This window comes from Pseudomonas sp. GNP014 (assembly GCF_054344005.1).
The window spans coordinates 1,899,024-1,923,291 of the sequence record NZ_JBTGUS010000001.1 but is presented as its reverse complement, the minus strand read 5'-3'; the positions used below and the strand labels follow the sequence as shown (position 1 = coordinate 1,923,291).

The following is a 24,268-nucleotide window of genomic DNA, read 5'->3' as shown; positions in this document are numbered from 1 at the left end:
TAAATAGAATTACCGGAAGGAAATCTATTCTGCAAAAACGGCACATTCAAACCTCAATAAGCTCAAACAATATCCAGCGAAACAACGAATAACACTTATCCCGCCCGCGCGAATGACCCGGCAATATATTTAACTTTCCATTTAGCCTGCCGCCGCACGCAAAAAGCCGCCAATCAATATGATTGGCGGCTTTCTCATTCAAACTAATTATTCAACTCAAAAGATTAACTGCATGTCACGCCAAGGGAAGTTACTTACAACTTGGCTCGGCGTTTACCGCCACTATTATCAACCAACAGGCTTTTCACCATACCAACGAGGCGTGTAAACCCATGTCTTTCCATCGGCGCGCGCGAACGTGCAAGTGGTCGATGAACCGATCAGCACCATGGTGCGCATGTCCACTTGGTCCGGCGTCAATTCGCCCAGGGTCGTTGTGCGCAACGTCTGCCCCGGACGCCCGATATCGCGCCCCAGCACCACCGGGGTTTGCGGCACGCGATGGCGGGCGACGATCTCCAGTGCGCGTCCCAGCTGCCACGGGCGGGCACGCGAGATCGGATTATAGAAGGCCAGTGCCAGGTCCGCTTCTGCGGCCAGATCCAGACGCTTCTCGATGATCGACCACGGTTTGAGGTTGTCCGACAGCGACATCACGCAAAAGTCATGACCCAGCGGCGCGCCGGCCTGCGCGGCGGTTGCGAGAGACGCTGAAACACCCGGCAGGATTTCCAGATCGACGCTGTGCCAGGCCGGATCGTTCGATTCATGCAGCGCTTCGAGCACCGCCGCCGCCATGGCGAACACCCCCGGATCGCCGGACGACACGACGATCACCGAACGGCCGGCAGCGGCCAGGCGGAAGGCGTGGCGGGCACGTTGCATCTCTTCGCGGTTGTCGGTGCAGTGTTGCACCTGATCGTCGCGAAACGGGCCGGCCATGCGCACGTAGGTTTCATAACCGAGTACGTCGGTGGCGCGGGCCAATTCAGCCTTGACCGCCGGCACCATCAGTTCGGCAGCGCCGGGGCCGAGGCCGATCACCGCCAGACGCCCGCGCGGGCGACCGATGCTCGACACCTGCAACGGCTGCTCGGCAACCGCGATGGCCAAGCCGTTGGCGGTAACCACGGCAGTCCCGGGCACGGCGGCGCGCACAAGGGCTTCGATGTCCGGTTGCGCCGCTACAAAGCGCAGCGGCACACCCAGTTCGAGCGCCGCTTCACGCAGGTTCGCAGAAGCGATTTCGCTATCGGCTGCGACCAGACAGGCCAGCGATTGCAGCGCAACTTTCACCTGCTGCAAGCTGGCGCGTACAGCATTTGCCACATCGTCAACGGCGGCGCTGACCGCCACCGCGACACTGCGCGGATAGATCAACAACTCATCCGCCCTCGCCGCGCGTACGCCGCTGCCAACATGAATGGCACGCTGCGCCTGCGGGTCTTGCGGCAACTGCGCCTGATCCAGCCACGGCGCCGCACCTTCGATGCGCACGCTGTGCCCGGCGAGCAAATCGGAGACGAAACGCTTGCCCGCCTCCAGATCAGCCAACGCGTAGCCACTGGGTGGATTGAGCAGGCAGGTGCCAAACCGCAATTCGCCACTGGTGGTAATGGCCGCCGTCACCTGTAATCCGGCAGCAATGTCACGCGCCATGACGTTCACCCCGCCCAATCCGCCAAGCAGCGGCACGACGGCGCTGCCGTCTTCGGCCACCGCAAGCACGGCAGGTTCGGCGCCCTTTTCCAGCAGCAGCGGCGCCAGTGTGCGGATGACAATCCCGGCGGCGCACAAGGCAATGATCGGCGTGTCCTGTTGATACAACTCGCGCAGGGTCTCGCCGAACGCCTGATACACCAGGTCGGCGCCCTCGACACGGCCAGCCAGGCCATGGATCTGCGCTGCCGGATACACCTGCTGGATGCGCCGGGCGGTGGCCAGGCTGGCCTGACCGAGAATGACAATAGCGGGGGTGGATTGAGTCATCAGCCTTGCCACCGTTCGCCCGGCACAATGATCAGCGAGAAGTACGGCGAGGACATCGGCTCGACCTGATCCATCGGCACGATCTTCTGGTTGGCCATGGTTGCGCGTTCGACGTACAGCGCGCGCTCGGCCAGGCCCAGCTCTTCGAGCACCTGACGTACTTTGGGGAAGTTGCGCCCCAGCTTCATGATCACTGCCGCGTCGGCATCGGCCAGACGTCGCTTCAATTCTTCGTGAGGCAACACGCCGGAAAGCACCGACAGGCTTTGATTGCGATACACCAGCGGCGCACCCAGCACCGAGGCGCCGCCGAGCATCGAGCACACACCCGGCACCACCTGCGCTTCGTAACGCGTGGCCAGCCGGTCATGCAGGTACATGTAGGAGCCGTAGAAGAACGGATCGCCCTCACAGATCACCGCCACGTCACGGCCGGCATCCAGATGCGCCGCGACGGTTTCGGCAGCTTCATCGTAAAAATCGCTGATCACTTGTTCGTAGGACAATGGCGCCGGCAGCGCTTCGGTGGTCACCGGGTACACCAGCGGCAGCAGATTCTGCGCCGCTTGCAGGTGAGCTTCGATGATGCCGAATGCGTTGCCTTTTTTGCCTTTGGCCACGAAGTACGCCACCACCGGCGATTCGCGCAGCAGGCGCAGGGCCTTGACGGTAATCAGCTCCGGATCACCGGGGCCGACGCCCAGGCCAATCAAACGTCCTTTGGCCTGCATCATTCGATCTCCGTGGCGAGGGCATTGACGGCGGCGGCCGCCATGGCGCTGCCACCGAGGCGGCCCTGCATGACCACGAACGGTACGCCACGGCTGTCGGCGGCCAGTGCGGCTTTCGATTCGGCGGCGCCGACGAAGCCCACCGGGAAGCCGAGGATCAGCGCCGGTTTTGGTGCGCCGGCGTCGAGCATTTCCAGCAGATAGAACAGTGCGGTCGGCGCATTGCCGATCACCACCACACTGCCTTCCAGGTGCGGACGCCACAGTTCCAGCGCCGCAGCGGAACGGGTGTTGCCCAGCTCACGGGCCAGCTCCGGCACGCTGTCGTCGCGCAAGGTGCAGATCACTTCGTTGTTGGCCGGCAGGCGCGCGCGGGTCACGCCTTCGGAGACCATCCGCGCATCACAGAGGATCGGCGCACCGGCGGCCAGCGCATCACGCCCGGCCTTGCCGGCACCTTCGGAAAATTGCAGACCGTCGACGGCCTCGACCATGCCGCAGGCGTGGATCACCCGCACCGCGAGTTTTTCCAGATCGGCCGGGATGCGCGCCAGATTGGCCTCGCGGCGAATGATCGCGAAGGAGTTGCGATAGATCTCCTGACCGTCGCGGATGTAATCAAGCATCAAGGGGGCTCCGGGAGCGGGCGTCGAGCAGGGTCGCGGCCGCTTCAATAGTAAGGTTGCGTGCGTGCAGCGTGCCGAAACCCGGCAGCGTTGCATCGCGAAAATAGAGGTCGTAATGACCGGGGCTGACCGCCAGCAAGGTGGCCGGTGCACGGTGCGCGGCGGCGCAGGAGCGCGGACAGCCGGTGAGGTGCACATCCAGTGCTTGCGGCAACAACCTCGCCAGCCGCCGGGCATCCTGCTTGGTGTCGGCCAGTCCTTTGCCGCAGCCGTTGGAGCCGGTGCAGGCAATCAGGTGTGCCAGCGGCTCGCGGGATCGGGTCAGCAGGTTCAGTTGCTCAAACGCCGCCAGGACGGCAGCCGCGTCGGTTGCCTGCACATTCGGTAGCAGCAGACTTTGCCAAGGGGTGAAGCGCAGGCTGCCATCGCCGAACTGGCGGGCCAGGTGTGCGACACCGCGCAGCATCGCTGGATCAAGGCGCCCCAGCGGCGGAACGGCACCGATGTAAACCAGACCCGCGGTGTTTTGCGGATGAACGCCAATGTGCAGATTGTCCGCTGACAGGGGGCGCTGCCAATGGCGGATGGCGGTGATCGGCAGGCGTGATCTCAGTTGTTCGAGAAACGCCAGCAGCGGCAGTTCGTCGAGCAAATGGCGCATACGCGTCTGCTCGGGTCGGGCCAGCTCAAGGAACAACTCCAGCACCGCCACCACCAAGGCATGGCCGTTTTCCAGCGACACGGCAGCGATCGCGCGATCCGTCGGACATCCGGCCAGACCGAACGCCAGCAACGTTTCACCGTCGCGTTCGAACGCCGACAACCACAGGTCATGGGGATGTTCGAGCATCGCCAGCGCTTCGCCGCCGTCCAGTTGCACGGCGAACTTGGCGCTCAACGCATGGAAACGTGGATGGCTTTGCAGCGTGTCGAGAATCTGTCCGGCCAGTGCACGGGTGTCGAGGCGCATCTGCCGGTCGATGCCGGCGGCTGGGCTGAGCATCAGGTTGCGCACATCGTCGCCGGCAGCAGTGCGTGGCCCGAGATCCGCAGCCAGCAGGGTGTCGATCAGTGCCGCGCTCTGCTGACCGATCCCGCGAATCTGCAGATTGGCGCGATTGGTCGCCTCGATCACCCCGCCGGCGAACTGTGCGCCAGCATCGGCCACTGCATCGGCCTGCTCAGCGCTGATCGCACCGCCATTGAGCTTGATCCGGCAGATGCCGCCGTCCAGCGCCTGGACAATGCGCAACAACCCCGGGCAGGCCGAGGGGCGTAAGGCGGTGGACATCGGGCGTTCGTTCAAGGGGCTGACCGGCTGCGTGGGAAAGGCGCTTCGCGGGCGAAGGCGCGGTATTATGCCTGCTTTGTCCGGCGGCATGAAAAGTCTGCCCGTCGGAACGGCGTGTTTAGAGGAATATAGATGTCACCCTGGCTGACGGTTGTGGGAATCGGTGAAGACGGCTTCAAGGGCCTGGGCAAAAATGCCCGGCGTGCCCTGATGGGCGCCTCGCGGATCGTCGGCGGCCAGCGGCAGCTGGATTTGCTCCCGGTGTGCATCCGCGCCGAGCGGCAGTTGTGGCCGAGCCCGTTCGCCCTCGCCCCGGTGCTGGAGCGGCGTGGGGAGGCGATCTGCGTGCTGGCCAGCGGTGACCCGATGTTTTATGGCGTCGGCGCCAGCCTCGCGCGGCAACTGCCGAGCGACGAGATGCTGATTCTGCCGGCGCCGTCCTCCTGCGCACTGGCCGCCGCGCGACTTGGCTGGCCATTGCAGGACGTGGTGACGCTGTCGCTGGTGGCCCGGCCGCTGGCGGCGCTGAATGCGCCGTTGTCCAGTGGCGTGCGGCTGTTGTTGCTGAGCAACGACGGGCAGAGCCCGGCGGCGGTCGCGCAGCTATTGCGCGAGCGCGGTTTCGGCGCGAGCCGGATGTGGGTGCTGGAACATCTGGGCGGCGACGCCGAGCGGCGCATCGCGGGCAACGCCCATGACTGGGCCAACCCGCCGATTGCCGATCTGAACGTGATAGCCATCGAATGCCGCGCCGACGCACACGCCCCGCACCTGTCTCGGCTGGCCGGGCTGCCGGACTCGGCGTTTCAGCACGACGGTCAACTGACCAAACGCGATGTCCGGGCCATCACCCTCGCCCGCCTCGCGCCAATCCCCGGTGAACTGCTGTGGGACGTGGGCGGCGGGTGCGGCTCGATCGGCATCGAATGGATGCGCGCGCACCCGAGTTGCCGCGCCATCGCCATCGAGGCGGATGAGGGCCGGCAGACACTGATCGAACACAACCGCGATGCACTGGGCGTGCCCGGCCTGCAACTGATTCGCGGCAAGGCACCGCATGCCCTCGCCGGGCTGGAGCGTCCGGACGCCGTCTTCATCGGCGGTGGTGTGACCCGCGAAGGCGTGTTCGAGACTTGCTGGGAGCAGCTCAAACCCGGCGGGCGACTGGTCGCCAACGCGGTGACCCTGCAAAGCGAAATCACCCTGATGCACTGGCGGGAACGCCACGGCGGCGAGCTGACGCGCATTCACGTGGCCCAGGCGCAACCGCTTGGCGAGTTCGACACCTGGCGCCAAGCGCTGCCGATCACGCTGCTCGACCTGGTCAAACCCCGCGATGCGTGACGAGACCGGCGAACAACCCGCCCCCCTGCGCAGCGGGCTGACCACCGGCAGCTGCGCCACCGCCACCAGTCTCGCGGCGGCACGCCTGCTGCTGGGCGGCGTCGCGGCGGATGCCGTGCAAATCGTCTTGCCCAAAGGCAAACAGGTGCAGATGCGTCTGGAGTTCTGCCGATTGACCGCCGACGGCGCCGAGGCCGGGACGATCAAGGATGCCGGCGACGATCCCGACGTGACCCACGGTGCGTTGCTCTATACGCAAGTGCGGCTGATGGCGGAACCGGGCATTCGCTTCAATGCCGGCCTGGGGGTCGGCACGGTGACCCGGCCAGGGCTGGTGCTGGCCGTGGGCGAACCGGCCATCAACCCGGTGCCGCGCAAGATGATCAGCGATCACCTGACCCTGCTCGCTGAAGAAACCGGTTATGCCGGCGGTTTCGAGGTCACGGTCAACGTCGAGGGCGGCGAAGCGCTGGCGCTGAAAACCATGAATCCGCGCCTGGGCATTCTCGGTGGCCTGTCGATTCTGGGTACCAGCGGCATCGTCCGGCCGTTCTCCTGCGCGGCGTACATCGCCTCGATCCACCAGGGCATCGACGTCGCCCGGACTAACGGCTATCTGCACATCGCCGCCTGCACCGGCAACGCCAGCGAAGACACCATGCGCCGGGTCTACGACCTGCCGGAAATCGCCCTGATCGAAATGGGCGACTTCGTCGGCGCGGTGCTCAAGCATCTGCGCAAAGTGCCTGTGGATAAACTCAGCCTGTGCGGTGGCTTCGGCAAGATCAGCAAACTGGCAGCGGGGCACATGGATCTGCACTCGCGGCATTCCAGTATCGACCTGCCGCAACTGGCGGAATGGGCGGCGGCGATTGGCGCCGATGAGGCGTTGCAGCAAGGCATTCGTGAGGCCAATACCAGTCAGCAAGCCTTGGCGATGGCCAGTGCGGCGGGGATTGCGCTCGGTGATGAGGTCTGCCGCCATGCGCTGAATTTCGCCCGCAGCGTGGTACCGACGCAGGTGCAGGTCGAGGTGTTTGCGATTGATCGTCAGGGCGGCATTGTCGGCCACGCCGGAGGTTTTGCATGAAGCGGATGCTGTTGCTCGGCGGTGTCACCGAAGCGCTGGCCATCGCCCGCACGCTGGGGCCAGAACACATTTACAGCCTGGCCGGCGTGGGCCGGGTGCCGACCGACTTGGCCTGCCAGGTGCGTGTCGGCGGCTACGGCGGCGCCGAAGGGCTGGCGCAGTTCATTCGCGCGGAAGGCATCGACCTGCTATTCGATGCCACTCACCCCTACGCCGCGCAAATCAGCCATAACGCCGCCCTCGCCGCGCGCCGGGCCGGCATCCCCTGCTGGGCCCTGCGCCGTCCCGCGTGGCAGCCGCAAGCGGGTGACGACTGGCGCGAGGTCAGCGACTGGGCCGAACTGACCGAAGCCCTCAAACCGTTCCGCCGCCCGTTGTTCACCCTCGGCCGCGAGCCACTGCAACACCTCGACGAAATCCCCAGCGAGCAGTTCTGGACCCTGCGCGCCCTCGACGTCTACCCCGGCAACGAACGCTGCGAAGTCATCGGCGCCCGTGGGCCGTTTCTGCTGGAAGACGAGCGTGCGCTGTTCGAGCGCCGGCAAATTGATGTGCTGATCAGCAAGAACAGCGGCAGCACCGCGACCGAGCCGAAGCTGGAAGTGGCGCGGGAGTTGGGAGTGCCGGTGCTGGTGTTGAAGCGGCCGGTGTTGCCGGGGGTTGATCGGGAGTTTCTGACGACGTCTGAAGTCCTTAATGCACTGCTCACGTCAGACTTTTCCTGATTTCAAATTTATCTGCGAATTAACCGGCTTGTTTTGAGGAAGCAGCCGACTGGTCTTCGCTATCCCCTCGCCCAATACTTCGGTTCCTTTAATCCATACAGGCAGACAACCGCAGAAAAGCGGCTTGCCAGACTGTATCCCAAGGAATACGACCCTGACATGATCGAACTTGAACGATCCCGTGTATTTTCCGAATGGCTCGACTCGTTGAAAGACATCATCGGCAAAGGCCGAATCATCTCCAGACTTCGAGCAGCCGAACATGGCAACTTTGGCGATTACGGTTTTGTCGGTGACACCGTTTACGAAATGCGTGTTCACTACGGTCCTGGTTACAGGATGTCCTTCACTCGTCGAGACGACGTGATTTATCTGCTTTTGATCGGGGGCGATAAATCGACACAACGGCGTGATATCAAGCGCGCCGTACAAATGGCACATAGCATCGGTAATGAGGAGTAAGTCATGACCGAAAAATTCACCCGTTTCGACGCCGCCGAATACCTCAAAACTCCCGAGGATATGGCGGCGTATCTGGACGCTTGCTTTGATGATGATGAAGGCGATGGCGTACTCATCCGTGCAGCACTGAATGACATAGCCCGAGCTCAGGGCATGACACAGGTGGCACGTGATGCCGGCCTGGGTCGTGAAAGTCTCTATAAAGCGCTGAGCAGCACTGGTAACCCCGAATTCGCAACTATCATGAAGGTCATGAAGGCTTTGGGTTTGAGATTGCACGCCGTCGCGGTTTGATTGATCTGCGACACCAAACCGCACGACGCCTTTTTACTTATCGGCCCTGATCAGGCTAAATAGCCCGCGCCTGATCGCCCACCCAACGGATCTGTCCCATGAACCGACACCGGCTCGCATTTGCCTGGATCGCCTGCTTCGCAGTGCTGTTCAACATGCTCGCCATGCCGATGACGGGGGCGATGGCGCAGGCGGCCAGTTCACCGGCCGAACAATTGCTGTGGAGCAGTTTCTGCACCGGCAGCGGGACGAAGATGGTGGCGATCGACATCGGTGCTACCGATCAGAAGGCCCCGAACAACGACACTCATTCGAACATGCAGCATTGCTGGTGCTGCTCGGGCTCGGCGCCATTGGTGGCGTTGCCGGGTCATACACCGCAGTTGTATTTCGCCCGCTACGAAAGCAATCGCAGCGTGGCGCCACCCTCGTTGCAAACACCGACACCGCGCCAGCAATGGCCGAGCCTCAACCCCCGCGCCTCGCCTCTGGTTTGATTTGTTCTCGCAATTGACCTGCGTATCAAATCGTTCTGGAGAACTGCCATGTTGAACAAACTCTTCGTCATCGCTGCGCTGTTGCTGCCTGCGTGCTTCGCCCATGCCCACGAATACAAGGCTGGCGAGCTGGAAATCGCTCACCCGTGGTCGCAGGAACTGCCGCCCAATGCGCCAACCGTTGCCGCTTACTTTGTGATCAGCAATCCCGGCAAGACCGACGACCGCCTGCTCAGCGTCGATTCGCCGATCACTGACCAAGCGCAGTTGCATGAACATGTGATGCAGGGCGATCTGATGAAAATGCAGCAGGTGCCCAACGTGGTGATCCCTGCCGGCGGCAAGGTGACGTTCGCGCCGATGGCCTATCACGTGATGCTGCTCAACCCCAAAGACCGCAGCCTGCTCAGCGACGGCAAACGCTTCCCGCTGACCCTGCATTTCGAGAAGGCCGGTAACGTGACCGTCGAGGTTGCCGTGCAGAAGAAGCCAGCGGAAACCAAGACGCACGATCACGCCCAGTAACCGATCCGGCTGACCACGCCCGTGCGCCCGCAAAGCGCCGGGGCGTCCAGCAGGCATCGCCAGAGCCAGACTCTGACCCGCGGTAGCTGGATCGCCCTGTTCGCCATGATGATGATCTTCATCGGCCCGCTGATTTCTCAGTCGATGCCGATGGATCAACACGCCTCGACGTCCATGCCGATGAGCATGGACATGTCGATGAGCATGGACATGCCCGGCATGGATCACGCTGGTCAAGACGCGCAGCCCGGCGCCGAACATTGCCCGCCGCAATCCTCGCACCACGTTCTGTGGGAAAAATGCGGTTATTGCAGCCTGCTGTTCAATTGCCCGGCGCTGACCGGTGGTGGCAGTTTCACCACGTTCAGCATCGCCCACGTCAACACGTTCACCCCGCCCTCCCCGCGCCTGGGTCATGCCCGGCGAACCTTCTTCCCTGGCGCCCGCACCCGCGCCCCGCCCGTCGCCGCGTAAACACCGCACCTTTGATTGCACACGGTTGAAAAGACAGCTCCAGGCTGCCGCCCGTGTCGTTTACGACTGTTTGATGGAAATTGTCATGTCCAGGTTTTCCGCTGTTCCACGTTTGAGCGCAGCTCAGGCGTCCTTCGCGCTGAACGCATCGCGTATTCGTTTCTCGCACGCTACCGCCGTCCTTTGCGGCGTATTGCTGTCCCCGCTGGTGCTGGCCGATGATCACGCCGGTCACAACGAAGAACTCAGTCCAACGGTGATCACCGCCCTCGCCCCGAGCTCGCCGCTGACCATCGTCACCAATCCCAAGGACCCGCGCCAACCGGTGCCGGCCAGTGATGGCGGTGATTACCTGAAAACCATTCCCGGTTTCGCCCTGGTGCGCAATGGCGGCACCAACGGTGATCCGGTGCTGCGCGGCATGTTCGGTTCGCGCCTGAACATTCTCACCAACGGCAGCATGATGCTCGGCGCCTGCCCGGGCCGGATGGACGCGCCCACCTCGTACATCTCGCCGGAAACCTACGACAAACTCACGGTGATCAAAGGCCCGCAAACCGTGCTGTACGGCCCCGGCGCGTCGGCCGGCACCGTCCTTTTCGACCGTGAGCCGGAGAGTTTCGGTGAACTCGGTACGCGAGTGAATGCGAGTATCCTCGCCGGTTCCCACGGCCGCTTCGACAAAGTCGTCGACGCTGCGGCCGGGGGGCCGTTGGGTTACGTGCGGGTGATCGGCAATACCGCGCACTCCGATGACTACCGCGACGGCAACAATGACATCGTCGCCTCGCGCTACGACAAGTGGAACGGTGACATCGCCGTCGGCTGGACCCCGGACGCCGACACCCTGATCGAACTCACCGCCGGCAAGGGCGACGGCGAGGCGCGCTACGCCGGACGCGGCATGGACGGTTCGCAGTTCCTGCGCGAAAGCCTCGGCCTGCGCTTCGAAAAGTCCAACATCACGGATGTGCTGGAAAAACTCGAAGCGCAGGTCTACTACAACTACGCCGACCACGTGATGGACAACTACACCCTGCGCACGCCGTCCGGCACCGGGATGATGGCCGGGCCCATGGCGTCCAACGTCGACCGGCGCACCCTCGGCGCGCGGATCAAGGCGACCTGGCGCTGGGCCGACATCCAGTTGATCACCGGGCTCGACGCACAGACCAACGAACATCGCCAACGCAGCGCGATGGGCATCGACACCTACAAGGACCTGCCGTACACCAAGGACGCCGATTTCCATAACTACGGCGTGTTCAGCGAAATGACCTGGTACGCCGCCGACCGTGATCGCCTGATCACCGGCGTGCGGGTCGACCGCGCTTCGGCCAAGGATTATCGGCAGACCACCGGTTCCGGAATGATGAGCCGGCCGAACCCGACCGCCGACGACACCCGTGCCGACACCCTGCCCAGCGGATTTGTCCGTTACGAGCACGACCTGGCTGACAGCCCGACCACCCTCTACGCCGGTCTCGGCCACGCGCAACGTTTCCCGGATTACTGGGAACTGTTTTCACCGAAGTCCGGCCCGGCCGGTTCGGTGAATGCGTTCGACTCGATCAAACCGGAGAAAACCACCCAGCTCGACTTCGGCGTGAACTACAAAAATGCCGACCTTGAAGCCTGGGCTTCGGGCTACATCGGCGTGGTGCGCGACTACATCCTGTTCGACTACACGCCGACGATGATGGGCATGAGCAGCTCGCGCGCGGAGAACATCGACGCGCGGATCATGGGCGGCGAACTCGGTGCGGCGTACAAGCTCACCGATCACTGGAAAGCCGACGCGACCCTGGCCTACGCCTGGGGCAAAAACAGCAGCGATGGCAAAGCCCTGCCGCAAATGCCGCCGCTGGATGCGCGTTTCGGCCTCACCTACAGCGAAAACAACTGGAGCGCCGGGGCGCTGTGGCGGGTGGTCGCGGCGCAACACCGCATCGACCAGAACAAGGGCAACGTCGTCGGCAAGGACTACGACAAGAGCGGCGGCTTTGGCGTCTTCTCGCTCAACGGCGCCTATCGGATCAACAAAAACTGGAAGGTCAGCAGCGGCGTCGACAACCTGTTCGGCAAGGCTTACGCCGAACACCTGAACCTGGCGGGTAACGCCGGATTCGGCTACCCGGCCAACGACCCGCAAGCGATCAATGAACCGGGGCGCACGCTCTGGACCAAGGTCGACATGAGCTTCTAACAGTCAAATCCCACCCTGTGGGAGCGAGCTTGCTCGCGAAGGGAACGGCACATCCAACATAGATGCAGCCTGATACGACGCCTTCGCGAGCAAGCTCGCTCCCACAAGGGTTGCAGAACAACTAAAAGATCCAAGCCAAGCGGAGCACACGTGATGAAACAGCCCAAACCGAATTTCTACAACCTGGCCTGGCGTTGGCATTTTTACGCCGGTCTCTTCGTCGCCCCGTTCATGGTGATGCTGGCCCTGACCGGCATCATCTATCTGTTCAAACCGCAACTCGATTCACTGATGTACAGCAGCCTGCTCAACGTCCCGGTCGGTCACCACAGCGTGCCCGCCGATGACTTGCTGCAACGGGTGAAAAGCGCCTATCCACAGGGCCAGATCACCCAGTACCTGCCGCCGGCCAACGCCGGGCGCAGCGCGCAGTTCGTGGTCAAGAACGCTGAACACGAACTCAACGTGTTCATCGACCCCTACCATGGCGACATCCTTGGCGAACAGGATGCCAAGCGGAATCTGCAAGCCATCGCCCGTGCCATTCACGGCGAGTTGATGATCGGCACGGTCGGTGATCGCCTGATCGAAATGGCCGCCGGTTGGGGCGTGGTGCTGGTGGTGTCGGGGGTGTTCCTGTGGTGGCCGCGCGGCCAGGCAGCGGGCATTTTGTGGCCACGCCTGAACAGCCGCGGGCGCGTGTTGTGGCGTGATCTGCACGCGGTCACCGGTTTCTGGGGCGCGGCATTGCTGCTGGTGATGCTGCTCAGCGGCATGACCTGGACCGGGTTCTGGGGCAAGCAGTACGCCCAGGTCTGGAACGTGTTCCCCGCCGCCATGTGGAACAACGTGCCGACCTCCGACGTCGAGGCCGGCAGCCTCAACAACGCCGCGCGCCAGACGGTGCCGTGGGCGATGGAAAACACGCCGATGCCGATGTCCGGCGACCACGCCGAGCACATGGCCCACGGCGGCATGCAACACGGCCCCGCTGCGCCGGCCATCAGCCTGCAAGACGTGCAGAACATCGCGATTGAACGCAAGGTCGAGCCGGGCTACAGCATCACCCTGCCGAAGACCGCCACCGGGGTATTCACCATTGCCGTGTTCGCCGATGACCCGCGCAACGACGCCACACTGCACGTCGATCAATACACCGGCAAGGTGCTGGCCGATGTGCGATTCGAACAGTACGGCGCGGTGGCCCGCGCCACGGAAATCGGCGTGATGCTCCACGAAGGCAAGATGTTCGGCACCTTCAACCAGATCGTCGTGCTGCTGATCTGCCTGATGATTCTGCTCAGTGCCGTCAGTGGCGTGGTGATCTGGTGGAAGCGCCGACCACAGGGCAAATTCGGCGTACCACCGCTGCGCCATGACTTGCCGAAATGGAAAACCGGCGTGGTGATCATGCTCGCGCTGGCGGTGGTGTTTCCGTTGGTGGGGGCTTCGCTGGTGGTGGTGTGGTTGCTGGACCGGTTTTTGCTGGCGCGACTCGGTCAGCAAACGGCAGATCTGCCCGGTTGACCCCTTGCACGCGGGTGACACCTGTCACCCGCGTCAAGCGGCCTTGATCGGCGCCTACAACTCATCCCTGCGGCGAACAATGCCAGGGCTGGGCGTTTGCTGACGGCCAATCGGCCAGGTGGCACCCTGTCGCCCGGTCTGGCGCCAGTAGTGGCCGGCGACCAGTACTGACAGTTCGCCCAGCGCCCCAAGCCTGGAAATAAACTCGCCGGGGCTCAGCCGTGTGACCCATCGGCCCTTTTCATACGCCACCTGCCGGGTCGACAGCAACTTCCTCTCGGCGGCTGTATAGACCGGGATGTACTTGAGCAAAACGCCGTGGGGCGTTGAAAAGTAGTAGGTCTGGATCGCGAAACCCTGATCCTTGAGCTGATGGGTATGCGCCTGTAGCTGAGCCGGCGAGGCGAAGTTGGCCTGCACGTGCTCCGAATCGACACCAAGCGAGGTGTTCCCGGACAGGTGCAGTTGATGACTGGCAACCAGGGAAAAGCCCTCAGGGTATCGCGGGGCGGGGTTGCGCCAACCGGTCGACGGATCCGTGGAGGCGCGGAATATCCGTGCCAGCGGGCGGCTTTGACGCGCCGAAACGGCAACCGGTTCGAGCGGGACAAAGCGATTGCTCGTGCTGTGCGCCAGTATCGCCCCTTCGTACCCTCGGTCGATGACCGGTTCGCCGGTTCGACTACCAGCATGGCGGGCGGCATCGTCGGCGTGATGGAACACCGGCCCCAACGCCGGCTCCGGATGGTTGCGCCATCTTTCATCGTCGGCAGTCTCGCCCTCGACAGGTTCTCTTTCCTCGCGAATCCAGCCCAGGCGCGACCAATACTCGCTGGTTTGCAGCACTTCGAGCTTGCCCGCCCGGGCCATTCGACGCACGTAATCGGCAAGCACGAACGTGCCTTTGGCCATGTCACGCTCATCGTTCGCCGCCTGCGCGGGCGAATCGAACGTGTTGGGGCGCAATTCGATCTGCCCGTGCCTGTCGTAGAACTCACCGGGTTCGAAGGCATGCAGTTGCAATCTCAAGAGTGCCCCGTCGGCGCAGGAAATGTAGATGGGTAAATAGCCCTGGGGCGTGTTGGCCCGTCGGCAGGCTTGCAAGACATCGGTCGGTGAAAGAAACACACTGCGCACGTCATTGTGCCGCGCGCCCAACGGCGGAAAGGATGCACGCAGATAAATAGCCTCCAGCCCATGACCGTAGCGTATCCGCCCCTGCTCGAAGACCCGGTCCAGCGCCAGCCGCGAACCCTGCGCCGCAATCGGCAGGCTGGCAATGAACGCATTGCTCTCGGAGCGCAGGATAAAACCGAAGGTCAGCGTATCGCGGCTCACGACCGCCTCATGAACATACGTGGCGGCGGCATCGGCCTGAATGAACAATGGACTGCAGACCGGTGCATGGGTGGCTTTGTGGTAATCGGCAATGGGCAGCAAATCCGCAGCGAAGGGCACCCAGCGAGTGACATGACGGGGCGCGCCCCAAATATCGCTGCCGACCACCACGTGCAAATAACCGGACTCGGCCAGCGAGCCGACCCATTTATTCATCTTCAATGCGCCGCTGCGGATGCGCTGCCTGACGGTCTCGGCATCAAGCGAAGGAGGCACATGGCCGGTGTCGGTCAGGGATAGTGACAGGTCGGCGAGCACGCGGTCCCAAAGGCCTGCCTGATAGCGAATCAACGAACCGTCGGGCGCGAACAGGTATTCGTCCCACGTCCCCGTCATCGTGCGGTTGAATGCCGAGTAGACGGTGTCGACCGACAGCATATTCAGGTAAAGCTGCTTGTCGGGTCCGGAAAAAATCACCGACAGTTCTCGCCGGACTCTCGAGCGGTAACGTGCAACGATGTAGCAGTCTGCCGGAGCCAGTCCGGCGCTGATACTTTCGTACGGGAACACCTCGGTGACATCGAAATTTTCCCGGGACACCTTGATCGGCAGCGTGGCAACGAACAGGCCTTCGGCGGTTTTCAGAATCACTCCGCCATAAGGACCGTCGGCGGAGGCCGGCACTTGCAGACGGGCATGTACCGCCGCATCGTCAGCACTCTGGAACACCGGGCCGAGCCAGCGACGCTCGAGGTTCGCGAAAGGTTTCCAGGCACTGCTGACCCGTCCGACCCGGTCCCAACACAGGCTCGTGCGCAGGACAGACAGTTCACCGCTGCCGGCAACCTCATGGACGAAGTCCACTGGCTGCCACTGACCTGATGCCAGGTCTTGCTTGATGGTTTCAAGTCTCCGGCTGGAGAGATCGTCATGGAACAGCTTGCTCGCGCTGCTTCTTACGTACTTCAACAGGGCACCGTCCTGAGTACTGATATACAACGCGGCGGGCAGACCAGAGGGGCGCACCGGACGACTGGGCGAGTAGTACATCGCCACCGTCAGGTTATCCGGTGAAATGAAATGCCGTGCCAGCCACGCGCTTGTCCCGCTGGCTAGACCGTTCACCTCATGGTGCACGTAAAAGTTGCCGTACAGACTGAAGCCGTCCGGGTAGTGGTAGCCGGGCTCTGAAAGCCCTATGCCAAACAATGTCCCCAGTTGAAACAGATTGTCGCCACGGCCGTTGACGGGCACCCCTTCAGTGGCGACGTACTCCTCCCGTTCGCGATGCTTGAGGATAAATCCGAACAACGCTCGGGTTTCGTCCTGCAAATGCGCAGCACGCGCGGATTGATCCTGCGCCGCCTCATCCGCCGAAGGAAAAACCGCTCCGCAGGCGACCCTGTCAGGGCGTTTCCAGGCAAGCGTCGATGTCGACAGAAATTCGCCACGGGAGAAAATCGGCGATAGGTCCAATGGCCTGTTCGGATGCATGGCGGGGGGAGCCGGCAGTTGATCGGGCAGTGCAGGGGCCGGCGTGGTCGGCACGGATGTTCCTGCCAACGGCACCGCCATCATGGTCCAGTTTGCAGGTACATCACCGCGATATCCCCACAGGGGGTTGTCGAGCAGCACCGTCAACCGGCCGGCCGCTGCTTGCTGGCGGACAAAGTCCTGCGGTCGCAGTTCACCACTGGCAAGTTTCAACGCCAGCGAACCGGGATTTTCACGTGTCCCCAAACGGGCGGCAAGCTCTCGGCCACTGGCGCCCTCGGACAGTTCATACCTGAGCAGACTGCTCGCCGCCCCTGAGACATAAAGCGCAGTTTTGTCGAGCCATGCCTGCCGGACCTCATCGACATTCAACATCTGCAGGCTCAGGGCCGCTTCTTCGTGCGTCCACTTGAAACTGTCAATCACCACCGGTTCGAGCTGCGACAGCGCCCCGTGCGACACATATCGACCGCGCAGCACATGGTCATCGGGAAAAATGGTCTGCCCATGATGGTCCCGCGGATAAAGACCGCCCGAGGCAAGCGTCTCAATGTCACCCGCGAGGGGTTCGGTGACCACGAAGCGCTCGTCGGCGCTGCGCTGAAAGACGTAACCGACAAATGTACGATCACGCCGATTGCCGACTTGTTCGTGTGCATATCGAACGGCATCCTCGGCCGAGAGGAAGTCATCACTCAGACCTGGCCAGGGGAAATTCGCAAAGGGCTGCCATTGCAGATCTACGCGCCCCAGCCGCGGCCACAGCGCACTGCCTCGCAGAACGTCCAGCCGACCACTGATCACCAGGATCGACACGAACTCACGCGGTCGCAGTGTCCCGGCCAGCAACCTCGATTGCAGTCCCGGATCGGTGACGCTGCCATCGGCTTGCTCGATGCTCATTGCGGTTTCGACCGGATCGCCGCTGAAGGTGTACTTCAACATCGCGGCATCACGGGTCTGCAGGTACGACGCCAACGGCCTGTCGGGCGCCGCCAGATGCCGGGCGCGGCCACGACTTGCAATGGCCAGTGCCATTTCCTGCGGTGTGAAGAAGTTCTCGTACAGCCACGCCTGCGCAGGGGATGTGCGCACAGGATCCGGCCGGGAGGCGCAGTAAAAACCCTCGAGCGCATAGCCTGTGGGGAGTTTCAATTTCCCGTCACGGCCCACCGGAAAGATTTTCTGCGGGTCCCATGCGGACAGCCCGGCCGCACGCGCATGGGTCGCGACATACTCTTCGCCAGTGAGTTTTTTCAGTACCAGCCCGGCGGTCTGCGCACCTCTGGATTTCAACGCAGCGAGCACGGCCCGATCGGCGCTGACGCAAACGCGCGTCATCAGCGGCAACTCAGTCACCCTACCCGTGGAAAATCCCTGCCCGCGTTGCCAGTCAGGCGGTACGACGCCCACCGAGTACCCCCAGTCGGCATTCGACACAAGGACTTTCAGCTCACCGAGCATGGCCAGTTTATTGATGATGCTCAACGCGTCACGCGTCCATGGCTCACGGCCCGGCCGCGCGCCTGCTTCATGCCAACGGTAATACTCACGCTCCGCCTCTGAACCACTGGCAGTGTACTTGAGCAATGTCCCGTCAGGCCCGGACAGATAGGCGCTGCGAAACCAGGCCCGGCCGTCGACATCGCCCATAAAGTCGACGTCGGAAAAGAAATTGACGAACAGCCGCAGCCCCATCTCATCCAGCTCTGGATAAGCCTCGCCAACCTCTGCGTGTAACGCGACATGGCTGTGGACGTTTGCGGCAAAACGATAGCCTGCTGGCGGCTGGAGATCGCCGGAGGCATCGAAGTCGATGAGGACGCTCATATCGAAGGTGGTTGCGTCTCCGGGCACAGGTGAACTGGCGACGAACTTTCCATCCGGTCGCAGCAGAATCAAGCTGCCGTATTCCTTTTTCGCCTTTAGCGGAATCCTCGTATGCACCCAGTACGCCGCATCCTCTTGCGTGAGAAATCCCGGACTGAGTGGCGGCAGTCTGGTTCTGCCGGAGGGGGTTGCGGCGCGTTCGGTGCGTCCTGACACATCGTTCATGATAAAGATCCTGCTGAAAGAATTCGGGATGACTGGCGAACGAGTGTGTCGCCTCGCTGCCCGGACCATGCGATGCAGGGTTATCGTTTCAGTGTCCAATTCTGTAGCCGCCCACTGGCCCCAATCTGGCGCATACAAGCGCACCACGGCCTTCAGCGTGTCCGTTGCTGGTGCGCGAGCGGCGTCGCCCAACCGCTCTGCGACGGCATTTTCATGTTGGATCCCGACCGGGCACAGCCCTTGCAAACCTCCCTTCAGTCGTCCGCATCTGCCAACCAGAAAAATTAAATGTTCATGGAGATCGCACAATGAAGCGTCGCAGTTTGATCAAGGCTTTCACACTCTCGGCATCCATTGCCGCGATGGGCATGACCTGGACTGTCCAGGCCGCCGAGACCATCAAGGTCGGGATTCTGCATTCGTTGTCCGGCACCATGGCGATCTCCGAAACCTCACTCAAAGACATGGCGTTGATGACCATCGACGAGATCAACGCCAAGGGCGGCGTCAACGGCAAGATGCTCGAACCGGTGGTGGTCGACCCTGCATCCAACTGGCCGCTGTTCGCCGAAAAGGGCCGGCAGTTGCTGACCCAGGACAAGGTCGCGGTGGTGTTCGGCTGCTGGACCTCGGTGTCGCGCAAGTCGGTATTGCCGGTGTTTGAAGAGCTGAACGGTCTGCTGTTCTACCCGGTGCAATACGAAGGCGAAGAGATGTCGCCGAACGTGTTCTACACCGGCGCCGCGCCCAACCAGCAAGCGATCCCGGCAGTGGAATACCTGATGAGCGAAGAAGGCGGCAGCGCCAAGCGCTTCTTCCTGCTCGGCACCGACTACGTCTACCCGCGCACCACCAACAAGATCCTGCGCTCGTTCCTGCATTCCAAAGGCGTCGCCGACAAGGACATCGAAGAGGTCTACACCCCGTTCGGTCACAGCGACTATCAAACCATCGTCGCCAACATCAAAAAGTTCTCCGCCGGTGGCAAGACTGCGGTCATCTCCACCGTCAACGGCGACTCCAACGTGCCCTTCTACAAAGAACTGGCCAACCAGGGGCTGAAGGCCACCGACGTACCGGTGGTGGCGTTTTCGGTGGGTGAAGAAGAACTGCGCGGCATCGACACCAAGCCACTGGTGGGCAACCTCGCAGCGTGGAACTACTTCGAGTCCGTCGAGAACCCGGTGAACAAGAAGTTCGTCGCGGACTGGAAGGCCTATGCGAAGAAACACAACCTGCCGGGCGCCGACAAAGCGGTGACCAACGACCCGATGGAAGCCACTTACGTCGGCATCCATATGTGGGCGCAGGCGGCGGAGAAAGCCAAGTCCACGGATGTCGACAAGGTCCGCGAAGCGCTGGCCGGCCAGACCTTCGCCGCGCCGTCGGGCTACACCCTGACCATGGACAAGACCAACCACCACCTGCACAAACCGGTGATGATCGGCGAGATCCAGAGCGACGGTCAGTTCAACGTGGTGTGGCAGACCGAAGGGCCGATCCGTGCGCAACCGTGGAGCCCGTTCATTCAGGGCAACGACAAGAAGCCGGATTATGCGGTGAAGAGCAACTGAGTCCGACTTGGGCTTTGAGGTGGGGCGGAGATCCTTTCCCCCTCACCCCAACCCTCCCGAAACGTCGGACCGCCCCCAAGGGGGCGAGGGGGAAAGGGAGCCGATCTTCGCGCTTTTCAAAGCTTGAGTTCGACTCGAATTTGCAGGTCACAGTACATCGCCCAGACACCTCGGTCAGTCCCCTCGATTGCATGAGGGAGAGGGGGAAAGGGAGCTGATCTTCATGCTTTTCAAAGCCTGAGTTCGGCTCGAATTTGCAGGTCGCAGCACATCGTCCAAAACACCTCGGTCAGTCCCCTCAGTTTCAAGAGGGAGAGGGGGAAAGGGAGCCGATCTTCATGCTTTTCGAAGCCTGAGTTCGACTCGAATTTGCAGGTCACAGTACATCGCCCAGACACCTCGGTCAGTCCCCTCTCCCTCCGGGAGAGGGTTAGGGTGAGGGGGCGGTTGAACAGGACACCACTAATGCCCACTGCCATATACCGCTTGTTTCTGATCATCGCACTGCTGTTGCCGATGACTGCCTTTGCCGGCGACGCCGAAGACTTCGTCGCCGCCAACCCCGTGCAACAAGCCAAACTGCTGGAAGCCTGGGCCGCGCAGCCCGAGCCGGCGCGTGTCGAGCTGATCAATGCCCTGCAACAAGGCGAACTGACGATCGACGGCCAGCCAAAAACCCTGCGCCTGAACAACCGCCTGCGAGGTCTGATCGACACCGCGCTGGCCAGCCACCAATTGCTCGCCGCCGACGCCAAAATCCGTCTGGCCGCCGCGCAGCTATTGCAGAAAAGCGCGAAACCCGCGCAGCTGAAATTCCTCGACCAGCAACTGGCCGGCGAAAAAGACCCCGGCGTGCACGATGCCCTGAGCCTGGCCCTGGCCAATCTGCAACTGGTGGATACCGACCCGGCAGTGCGTCTGGCCGCCGTGCGCCTGCTCGGGGAAACCGGCGACCCACTGGCCCGCACCCGCCTCGAAGGCTTGCTCGAACCCGGCGTCGAAAGCGATGGCGGTGTGCGCACGGCCGCCGAAACCAGCCTCGCCCAAGTCAAACGCAAACTGTTGATCGGCGAAGTGTTGGGGCAGGCGTTCAGCGGCATGTCCCTCGGCTCGATCCTGCTGCTCGCCGCGCTCGGTCTGGCGATCACCTTCGGCCTGCTCGGGGTGATCAACATGGCCCATGGCGAGATGCTGATGCTCGGCGCCTACTCGACCTACGTCGTGCAGTTGATGTTCCAGCGCTATGCCCCGCAAGCCATCGAGTTCTATCCGCTGATCGCGCTGCCGGTGGCGTTCTTTGTCACGGCGGCGATCGGCATGGCACTGGAACGCACGGTGATTCGTCACCTCTATGGCCGGCCGCTGGAAACCCTGCTCGCCACCTGGGGCATCAGCCTGATGCTGATCCAGTTGGTGCGCCTGCTGTTCGGCGCGCAGAACGTCGAAGTGGCAAACCCGGCGTGGCTGTCCGGCGGCATTCAAGTGCTGCCGAATCTGGTGCTGCCGTACAACCGCATCGTGATCATCGCCTTCGCCCTGTTCGTGGTGGTACTGACCTGGCTGCTGCTGAACAAAACCCGTCTGGGTCTCAACGTCCGCGCCGTCACCCAGAACCGCAACATGGCCGCCTGCTGCGGTGTGCCAACCGGGCGCGTGGACATGCTCGCCTTCGGACTCGGCTCGGGCATCGCCGGCCTCGGTGGTGTGGCGCTGAGCCAGATCGGCAACGTCGGTCCGGACCTCGGCCAGAGCTACATCATCGACTCGTTCCTGGTGGTGGTGCTCGGCGGTGTCGGGCAACTGGCCGGTAGCGTGCTGGCCGCGTTCGGCCTGGGTATCGCCAACAAGATTCTTGAACCGCAGATCGGTGCGGTGCTCGGCAAAATCCTGATCCTCGCGCTGATCATTCTGTTTATCCAGAAACGTCCGCAAGGCCTCTTCGCACTGAAAGGACGGGTGATCGACTGATGAATCAGCCTCTGTTAGTCACGGCCACACAAAAGGCCGGACCGAAAGTCACGATGGCGGTCGGTGCGGTGATTCTCGCGCTGCTGATCGCCCTGCCGTTGCTGTCGTTGTTGGCGCCGGACAATGCGCTGCACGTCTCGGCCTACACGCTGACGCTGGTCGGCAAAATCCTCTGCTACGCCATCGTCGCCCTGGCGCTGGATCTGGTCTGGGGTTACGCCGGCTTGCTGTCGCTGGGCCATGGCCTGTTCTTCGCCCTCGGCGGTTATGCGATGGGCATGTACCTGATGCGTCAGGCGGCCGGCGATGGCTTGCCGGCGTTCATGACTTTTCTGTCGTGGACAGAACTACCGTGGTACTGGAGCGGCACCAGCAGCTTTGTCTGGTCGATGTGCCTGGTGGTGTTGGCACCGGGTCTGCTGGCGCTGGTGTTCGGCTTCTTTGCCTTCCGTTCGCGGATCAAGGGTGTGTATTTCTCGATCATGACCCAGGCCCTGACCTTCGCCGGCATGCTTCTGTTTTTCCGCAACGAGACCGGGTTTGGCGGCAACAACGGCTTCACCAACTTCCGCACGATCCTCGGTTTCGGCATCACCGAGCCAGGCACCCGCGCGGTGTTGTTTCTGGCCACGGTGCTGTTGCTGGTCGCCAGTCTGTTCATCGGCTGGCGCCTGGCGCAGAGCAAGTTCGGCCGGGTGCTGACCGCGCTGCGCGATGCAGAAAACCGCTTGATGTTCTGCGGCTACGACCCGCGCGGTTTCAAGCTGTTTGTCTGGGTGTTGAGCGCGGTGTTGTGCGGACTGGCCGGTGCGTTGTACGTGCCGCAGGTCGGCATCATCAACCCCAGCGAAATGTCGCCGACCAACTCGATTGAAGCGGCGGTGTGGGTGGCCCTCGGCGGCCGCGGCACGCTGATCGGCCCGCTGCTCGGCGCCGGCGTGGTCAACGGCATGAAGAGCTGGTTCACCGTGGCCTTCCCCGAATACTGGCTGTTCTTCCTCGGCGCGCTGTTCATCGTCGTGACGTTGTACCTGCCCAAAGGCGTGATTGGTCTGCTGAAGAAACGAGGTGAATCATGAGAGTGACAGCCACTGCCGAATTCATGCTGGAACCGGCGTTTTTTCCGGTGGAGCCGAACAAGGACGAGGGCACCAGCCGCGACTCGATCGGCCTCGGCCAACGCGTCGGCCCGGGCCTCGACACCCGGCACGGCACGATCCTGACCCTGGAAGACATCAGCGTCAGCTTCGACGGCTTCCGCGCCCTGAACAATCTCAACCTGTACATCGGCGTCGGTGAGCTGCGTTGCATCATCGGCCCCAACGGCGCGGGCAAGACCACGCTGATGGACGTGATCACCGGCAAGACCCGGCCCAGTCACGGCAAGGCCTGGTTCGGTGAAACCCTGGACCTGACGCAAATGAGCGAAGTGCAGATCGCCCAGGCTGGCATTGGCCGCAAGTTCCAGAAGCCGACGGTGTTTGAAGCCCTCAGCGTGTTTGAAAACCTCGAGCTGGCGCAGAAGACCGACAAGTCGGTGTGGGCCAGTTTGCGTGCGCGGTTGAGCGGCGAGCAGCGTGATCGCATCAGCGAAGTGCTGGAGACCATTCGCCTGACCACCTCGGTCAATCGCCCGGCGGGATTGCTGTCCCACGGCCAGAAGCAGTTCCTGGAGATCGGCATGCTGCTGATGCAGGACCCGCAACTGCTGCTGCTCGACGAACCGGTGGCGGGCATGACCGACGCCGAAACCGAGTTCACCGCCGAGCTGTTCAAATCGCTGGCGGGCAAGCATTCGCTGATGGTGGTTGAACACGACATGGGCTTTGTCGGCTCGATTGCCGACCACGTCACCGTGTTGCACCAGGGCAGCGTGCTGGCTGAAGGCTCGCTTGAGCAGGTGCAGGAAAACGAGCGGGTGATCGAGGTCTACCTGGGCCGATGAATCGGCCAGCTGCAAGCGACAAGCTTCAAGCAGCAAGTAAAAGCAAAGTCATAAACAGTCCTGCTCTTGCTTGCAGCTTGCAGCTCGCGGCTTGAAGCCCAACTAACGGAGTT

The 24,268-nt window shown here is 62.5% G+C and carries 19 protein-coding genes; 14 read left to right on the top strand and 5 right to left on the bottom strand.

Going from position 1 to position 24,268, the window contains the following annotated elements; genetic code table 11:
- Nucleotides 1-288 precede the first annotated feature (288 nt).
- From cobJ to cobG, 4 genes are read right to left on the bottom strand one after another with little or no spacing between them, the layout of a single operon-like run.
- Nucleotides 289-1,989 carry a precorrin-3B C(17)-methyltransferase gene (gene cobJ, locus ACXX9E_RS08645; protein WP_458555290.1) on the bottom strand — a complete coding sequence of 567 codons (1,701 nt, stop codon included), beginning with the start codon at nt 1,987-1,989 and terminating at the stop codon, nt 289-291.
- Nucleotides 1,989-2,723 (bottom strand): precorrin-2 C(20)-methyltransferase, encoded by a 735-nt coding sequence (locus tag ACXX9E_RS08640; protein WP_371921307.1) that lies wholly within the window; start codon nt 2,721-2,723, stop codon nt 1,989-1,991. The genes cobJ and ACXX9E_RS08640 overlap by 1 nt, the downstream gene beginning before the upstream one ends.
- Complete coding sequence (locus tag ACXX9E_RS08635; RefSeq protein ID WP_458555289.1) at nt 2,720-3,346, bottom strand: precorrin-8X methylmutase; 627 nt, start codon at nt 3,344-3,346, stop codon at nt 2,720-2,722. The genes ACXX9E_RS08640 and ACXX9E_RS08635 overlap by 4 nt, the downstream gene beginning before the upstream one ends.
- The gene (gene cobG, locus ACXX9E_RS08630; RefSeq protein WP_458555288.1) at nt 3,339-4,637 is read right to left on the bottom strand and encodes a precorrin-3B synthase; all 1,299 of its coding nucleotides are present in this window, start codon (nt 4,635-4,637) and stop codon (nt 3,339-3,341) included. Before cobG ends, ACXX9E_RS08635 begins: the two co-directional genes overlap by 8 nt.
- Nucleotides 4,638-4,769: 132 nt before the next feature.
- On the opposite strand from cobG, the gene cbiE reads away from it, so the two are divergent.
- The 10 genes from cbiE (at nt 4,770) to ACXX9E_RS08580 (ending at nt 13,781) form a co-directional block, all read left to right on the top strand.
- The gene (cbiE, locus tag ACXX9E_RS08625; RefSeq protein ID WP_340134276.1) at nt 4,770-5,981 is read left to right on the top strand and encodes a precorrin-6y C5,15-methyltransferase (decarboxylating) subunit CbiE; all 1,212 of its coding nucleotides are present in this window, start codon (nt 4,770-4,772) and stop codon (nt 5,979-5,981) included.
- A complete protein-coding gene (locus ACXX9E_RS08620) occupies nt 5,974-7,071 on the top strand; it encodes a cobalt-precorrin-5B (C(1))-methyltransferase (protein ID WP_222833756.1) in 1,098 nt (365 codons plus the stop codon). Before cbiE ends, ACXX9E_RS08620 begins: the two co-directional genes overlap by 8 nt.
- Entirely contained in the window at nt 7,068-7,796 is a 729-nt protein-coding gene (locus ACXX9E_RS08615) for a cobalt-precorrin-6A reductase (protein ID WP_458555287.1), read from the top strand. The genes ACXX9E_RS08620 and ACXX9E_RS08615 overlap by 4 nt, the downstream gene beginning before the upstream one ends.
- A gap of 159 nt (nt 7,797-7,955) precedes the next feature.
- Nucleotides 7,956-8,258, top strand: coding sequence for a type II toxin-antitoxin system RelE/ParE family toxin (locus tag ACXX9E_RS08610; RefSeq protein WP_267797317.1), 303 nt, complete (start codon nt 7,956-7,958; stop codon nt 8,256-8,258).
- A 3-nt stretch (nt 8,259-8,261) separates the two neighbouring features.
- Nucleotides 8,262-8,552: an addiction module antidote protein gene (locus ACXX9E_RS08605; protein WP_003221244.1), complete on the top strand. Its 291-nt coding sequence runs from the start codon at nt 8,262-8,264 to the stop codon at nt 8,550-8,552.
- Nucleotides 8,553-8,650: 98 nt separating this feature from the next.
- Nucleotides 8,651-9,049, top strand: a complete 399-nt coding sequence (locus ACXX9E_RS08600; protein WP_123471018.1) for a DUF2946 domain-containing protein — start codon at nt 8,651-8,653, stop codon at nt 9,047-9,049.
- Nucleotides 9,050-9,097: 48 nt separating this feature from the next.
- Nucleotides 9,098-9,574, top strand: coding sequence for a copper chaperone PCu(A)C (locus ACXX9E_RS08595; protein ID WP_123471016.1), 477 nt, complete (start codon nt 9,098-9,100; stop codon nt 9,572-9,574).
- A 21-nt stretch (nt 9,575-9,595) separates the two neighbouring features.
- On the top strand, nt 9,596-10,048 hold the full coding sequence (locus ACXX9E_RS08590; RefSeq protein ID WP_458555286.1) for a DUF2946 domain-containing protein: 453 nt from the start codon (nt 9,596-9,598) through the stop codon (nt 10,046-10,048).
- An 85-nt stretch (nt 10,049-10,133) separates the two neighbouring features.
- A complete protein-coding gene (locus ACXX9E_RS08585; protein WP_186747491.1) occupies nt 10,134-12,254 on the top strand; it encodes a TonB-dependent copper receptor in 2,121 nt (706 codons plus the stop codon).
- 153 nt (nt 12,255-12,407) lie between these two features.
- Nucleotides 12,408-13,781, top strand: coding sequence for a PepSY-associated TM helix domain-containing protein (locus ACXX9E_RS08580; RefSeq protein WP_186747493.1), 1,374 nt, complete (start codon nt 12,408-12,410; stop codon nt 13,779-13,781).
- Between the two features lie 54 nt (nt 13,782-13,835).
- Here the strand turns inward: ACXX9E_RS08580 and ACXX9E_RS08575 are convergent, their stop codons facing one another.
- A complete protein-coding gene (locus tag ACXX9E_RS08575; protein WP_458555285.1) occupies nt 13,836-18,668 on the bottom strand; it encodes a DUF4329 domain-containing protein in 4,833 nt (1,610 codons plus the stop codon).
- Nucleotides 18,669-18,976: 308 nt separating this feature from the next.
- On the opposite strand from ACXX9E_RS08575, the gene urtA reads away from it, so the two are divergent.
- The 4 genes from urtA (at nt 18,977) to urtD (ending at nt 24,155) form a co-directional block, all read left to right on the top strand.
- Nucleotides 18,977-20,242: an urea ABC transporter substrate-binding protein gene (gene urtA, locus ACXX9E_RS08570; protein WP_123471008.1), complete on the top strand. Its 1,266-nt coding sequence runs from the start codon at nt 18,977-18,979 to the stop codon at nt 20,240-20,242.
- Between the two features lie 465 nt (nt 20,243-20,707).
- Complete coding sequence (urtB, locus tag ACXX9E_RS08565) at nt 20,708-22,210, top strand: urea ABC transporter permease subunit UrtB (RefSeq protein WP_458555284.1); 1,503 nt, start codon at nt 20,708-20,710, stop codon at nt 22,208-22,210.
- Nucleotides 22,210-23,289, top strand: coding sequence for an urea ABC transporter permease subunit UrtC (gene urtC / locus ACXX9E_RS08560; RefSeq protein ID WP_123471004.1), 1,080 nt, complete (start codon nt 22,210-22,212; stop codon nt 23,287-23,289). Before urtB ends, urtC begins: the two co-directional genes overlap by 1 nt.
- Nucleotides 23,286-24,155 carry an urea ABC transporter ATP-binding protein UrtD gene (gene urtD, locus ACXX9E_RS08555; protein WP_123471002.1) on the top strand — a complete coding sequence of 290 codons (870 nt, stop codon included), beginning with the start codon at nt 23,286-23,288 and terminating at the stop codon, nt 24,153-24,155. The genes urtC and urtD overlap by 4 nt, the downstream gene beginning before the upstream one ends.
- Nucleotides 24,156-24,268: the final 113 nt, after the last annotated feature.

Excerpts from the sequence above, each read along its gene's own strand:
- ACXX9E_RS08620 (WP_222833756.1), top strand. The coding sequence starts at position 5,974 with ATGCGTGACGAGACCGGCGAACAACCCGCCCCCCTGCGCAGCGGGCTG.
- ACXX9E_RS08585 (WP_186747491.1), top strand. The coding sequence starts at position 10,134 with ATGTCCAGGTTTTCCGCTGTTCCACGTTTGAGCGCAGCTCAGGCGTCC.
- ACXX9E_RS08600 (WP_123471018.1), top strand. The coding sequence starts at position 8,651 with ATGAACCGACACCGGCTCGCATTTGCCTGGATCGCCTGCTTCGCAGTG.
- urtA (WP_123471008.1), top strand. The coding sequence starts at position 18,977 with ATGAAGCGTCGCAGTTTGATCAAGGCTTTCACACTCTCGGCATCCATT.
- ACXX9E_RS08605 (WP_003221244.1), top strand. The coding sequence starts at position 8,262 with ATGACCGAAAAATTCACCCGTTTCGACGCCGCCGAATACCTCAAAACT.
- urtB (WP_458555284.1), top strand. The coding sequence starts at position 20,708 with ATGCCCACTGCCATATACCGCTTGTTTCTGATCATCGCACTGCTGTTG.
- ACXX9E_RS08580 (WP_186747493.1), top strand. The coding sequence starts at position 12,408 with ATGAAACAGCCCAAACCGAATTTCTACAACCTGGCCTGGCGTTGGCAT.
- urtC (WP_123471004.1), top strand. The coding sequence starts at position 22,210 with ATGAATCAGCCTCTGTTAGTCACGGCCACACAAAAGGCCGGACCGAAA.
- ACXX9E_RS08640 (WP_371921307.1), bottom strand. The coding sequence starts at position 2,723 with ATGATGCAGGCCAAAGGACGTTTGATTGGCCTGGGCGTCGGCCCCGGT.
- ACXX9E_RS08575 (WP_458555285.1), bottom strand. The coding sequence starts at position 18,668 with ATGAACGATGTGTCAGGACGCACCGAACGCGCCGCAACCCCCTCCGGC.
- urtD (WP_123471002.1), top strand. The coding sequence starts at position 23,286 with ATGAGAGTGACAGCCACTGCCGAATTCATGCTGGAACCGGCGTTTTTT.
- ACXX9E_RS08595 (WP_123471016.1), top strand. The coding sequence starts at position 9,098 with ATGTTGAACAAACTCTTCGTCATCGCTGCGCTGTTGCTGCCTGCGTGC.
- ACXX9E_RS08635 (WP_458555289.1), bottom strand. The coding sequence starts at position 3,346 with ATGCTTGATTACATCCGCGACGGTCAGGAGATCTATCGCAACTCCTTC.
- cobG (WP_458555288.1), bottom strand. The coding sequence starts at position 4,637 with ATGTCCACCGCCTTACGCCCCTCGGCCTGCCCGGGGTTGTTGCGCATT.
- cobJ (WP_458555290.1), bottom strand. The coding sequence starts at position 1,989 with ATGACTCAATCCACCCCCGCTATTGTCATTCTCGGTCAGGCCAGCCTG.
- ACXX9E_RS08615 (WP_458555287.1), top strand. The coding sequence starts at position 7,068 with ATGAAGCGGATGCTGTTGCTCGGCGGTGTCACCGAAGCGCTGGCCATC.
- cbiE (WP_340134276.1), top strand. The coding sequence starts at position 4,770 with ATGTCACCCTGGCTGACGGTTGTGGGAATCGGTGAAGACGGCTTCAAG.
- ACXX9E_RS08610 (WP_267797317.1), top strand. The coding sequence starts at position 7,956 with ATGATCGAACTTGAACGATCCCGTGTATTTTCCGAATGGCTCGACTCG.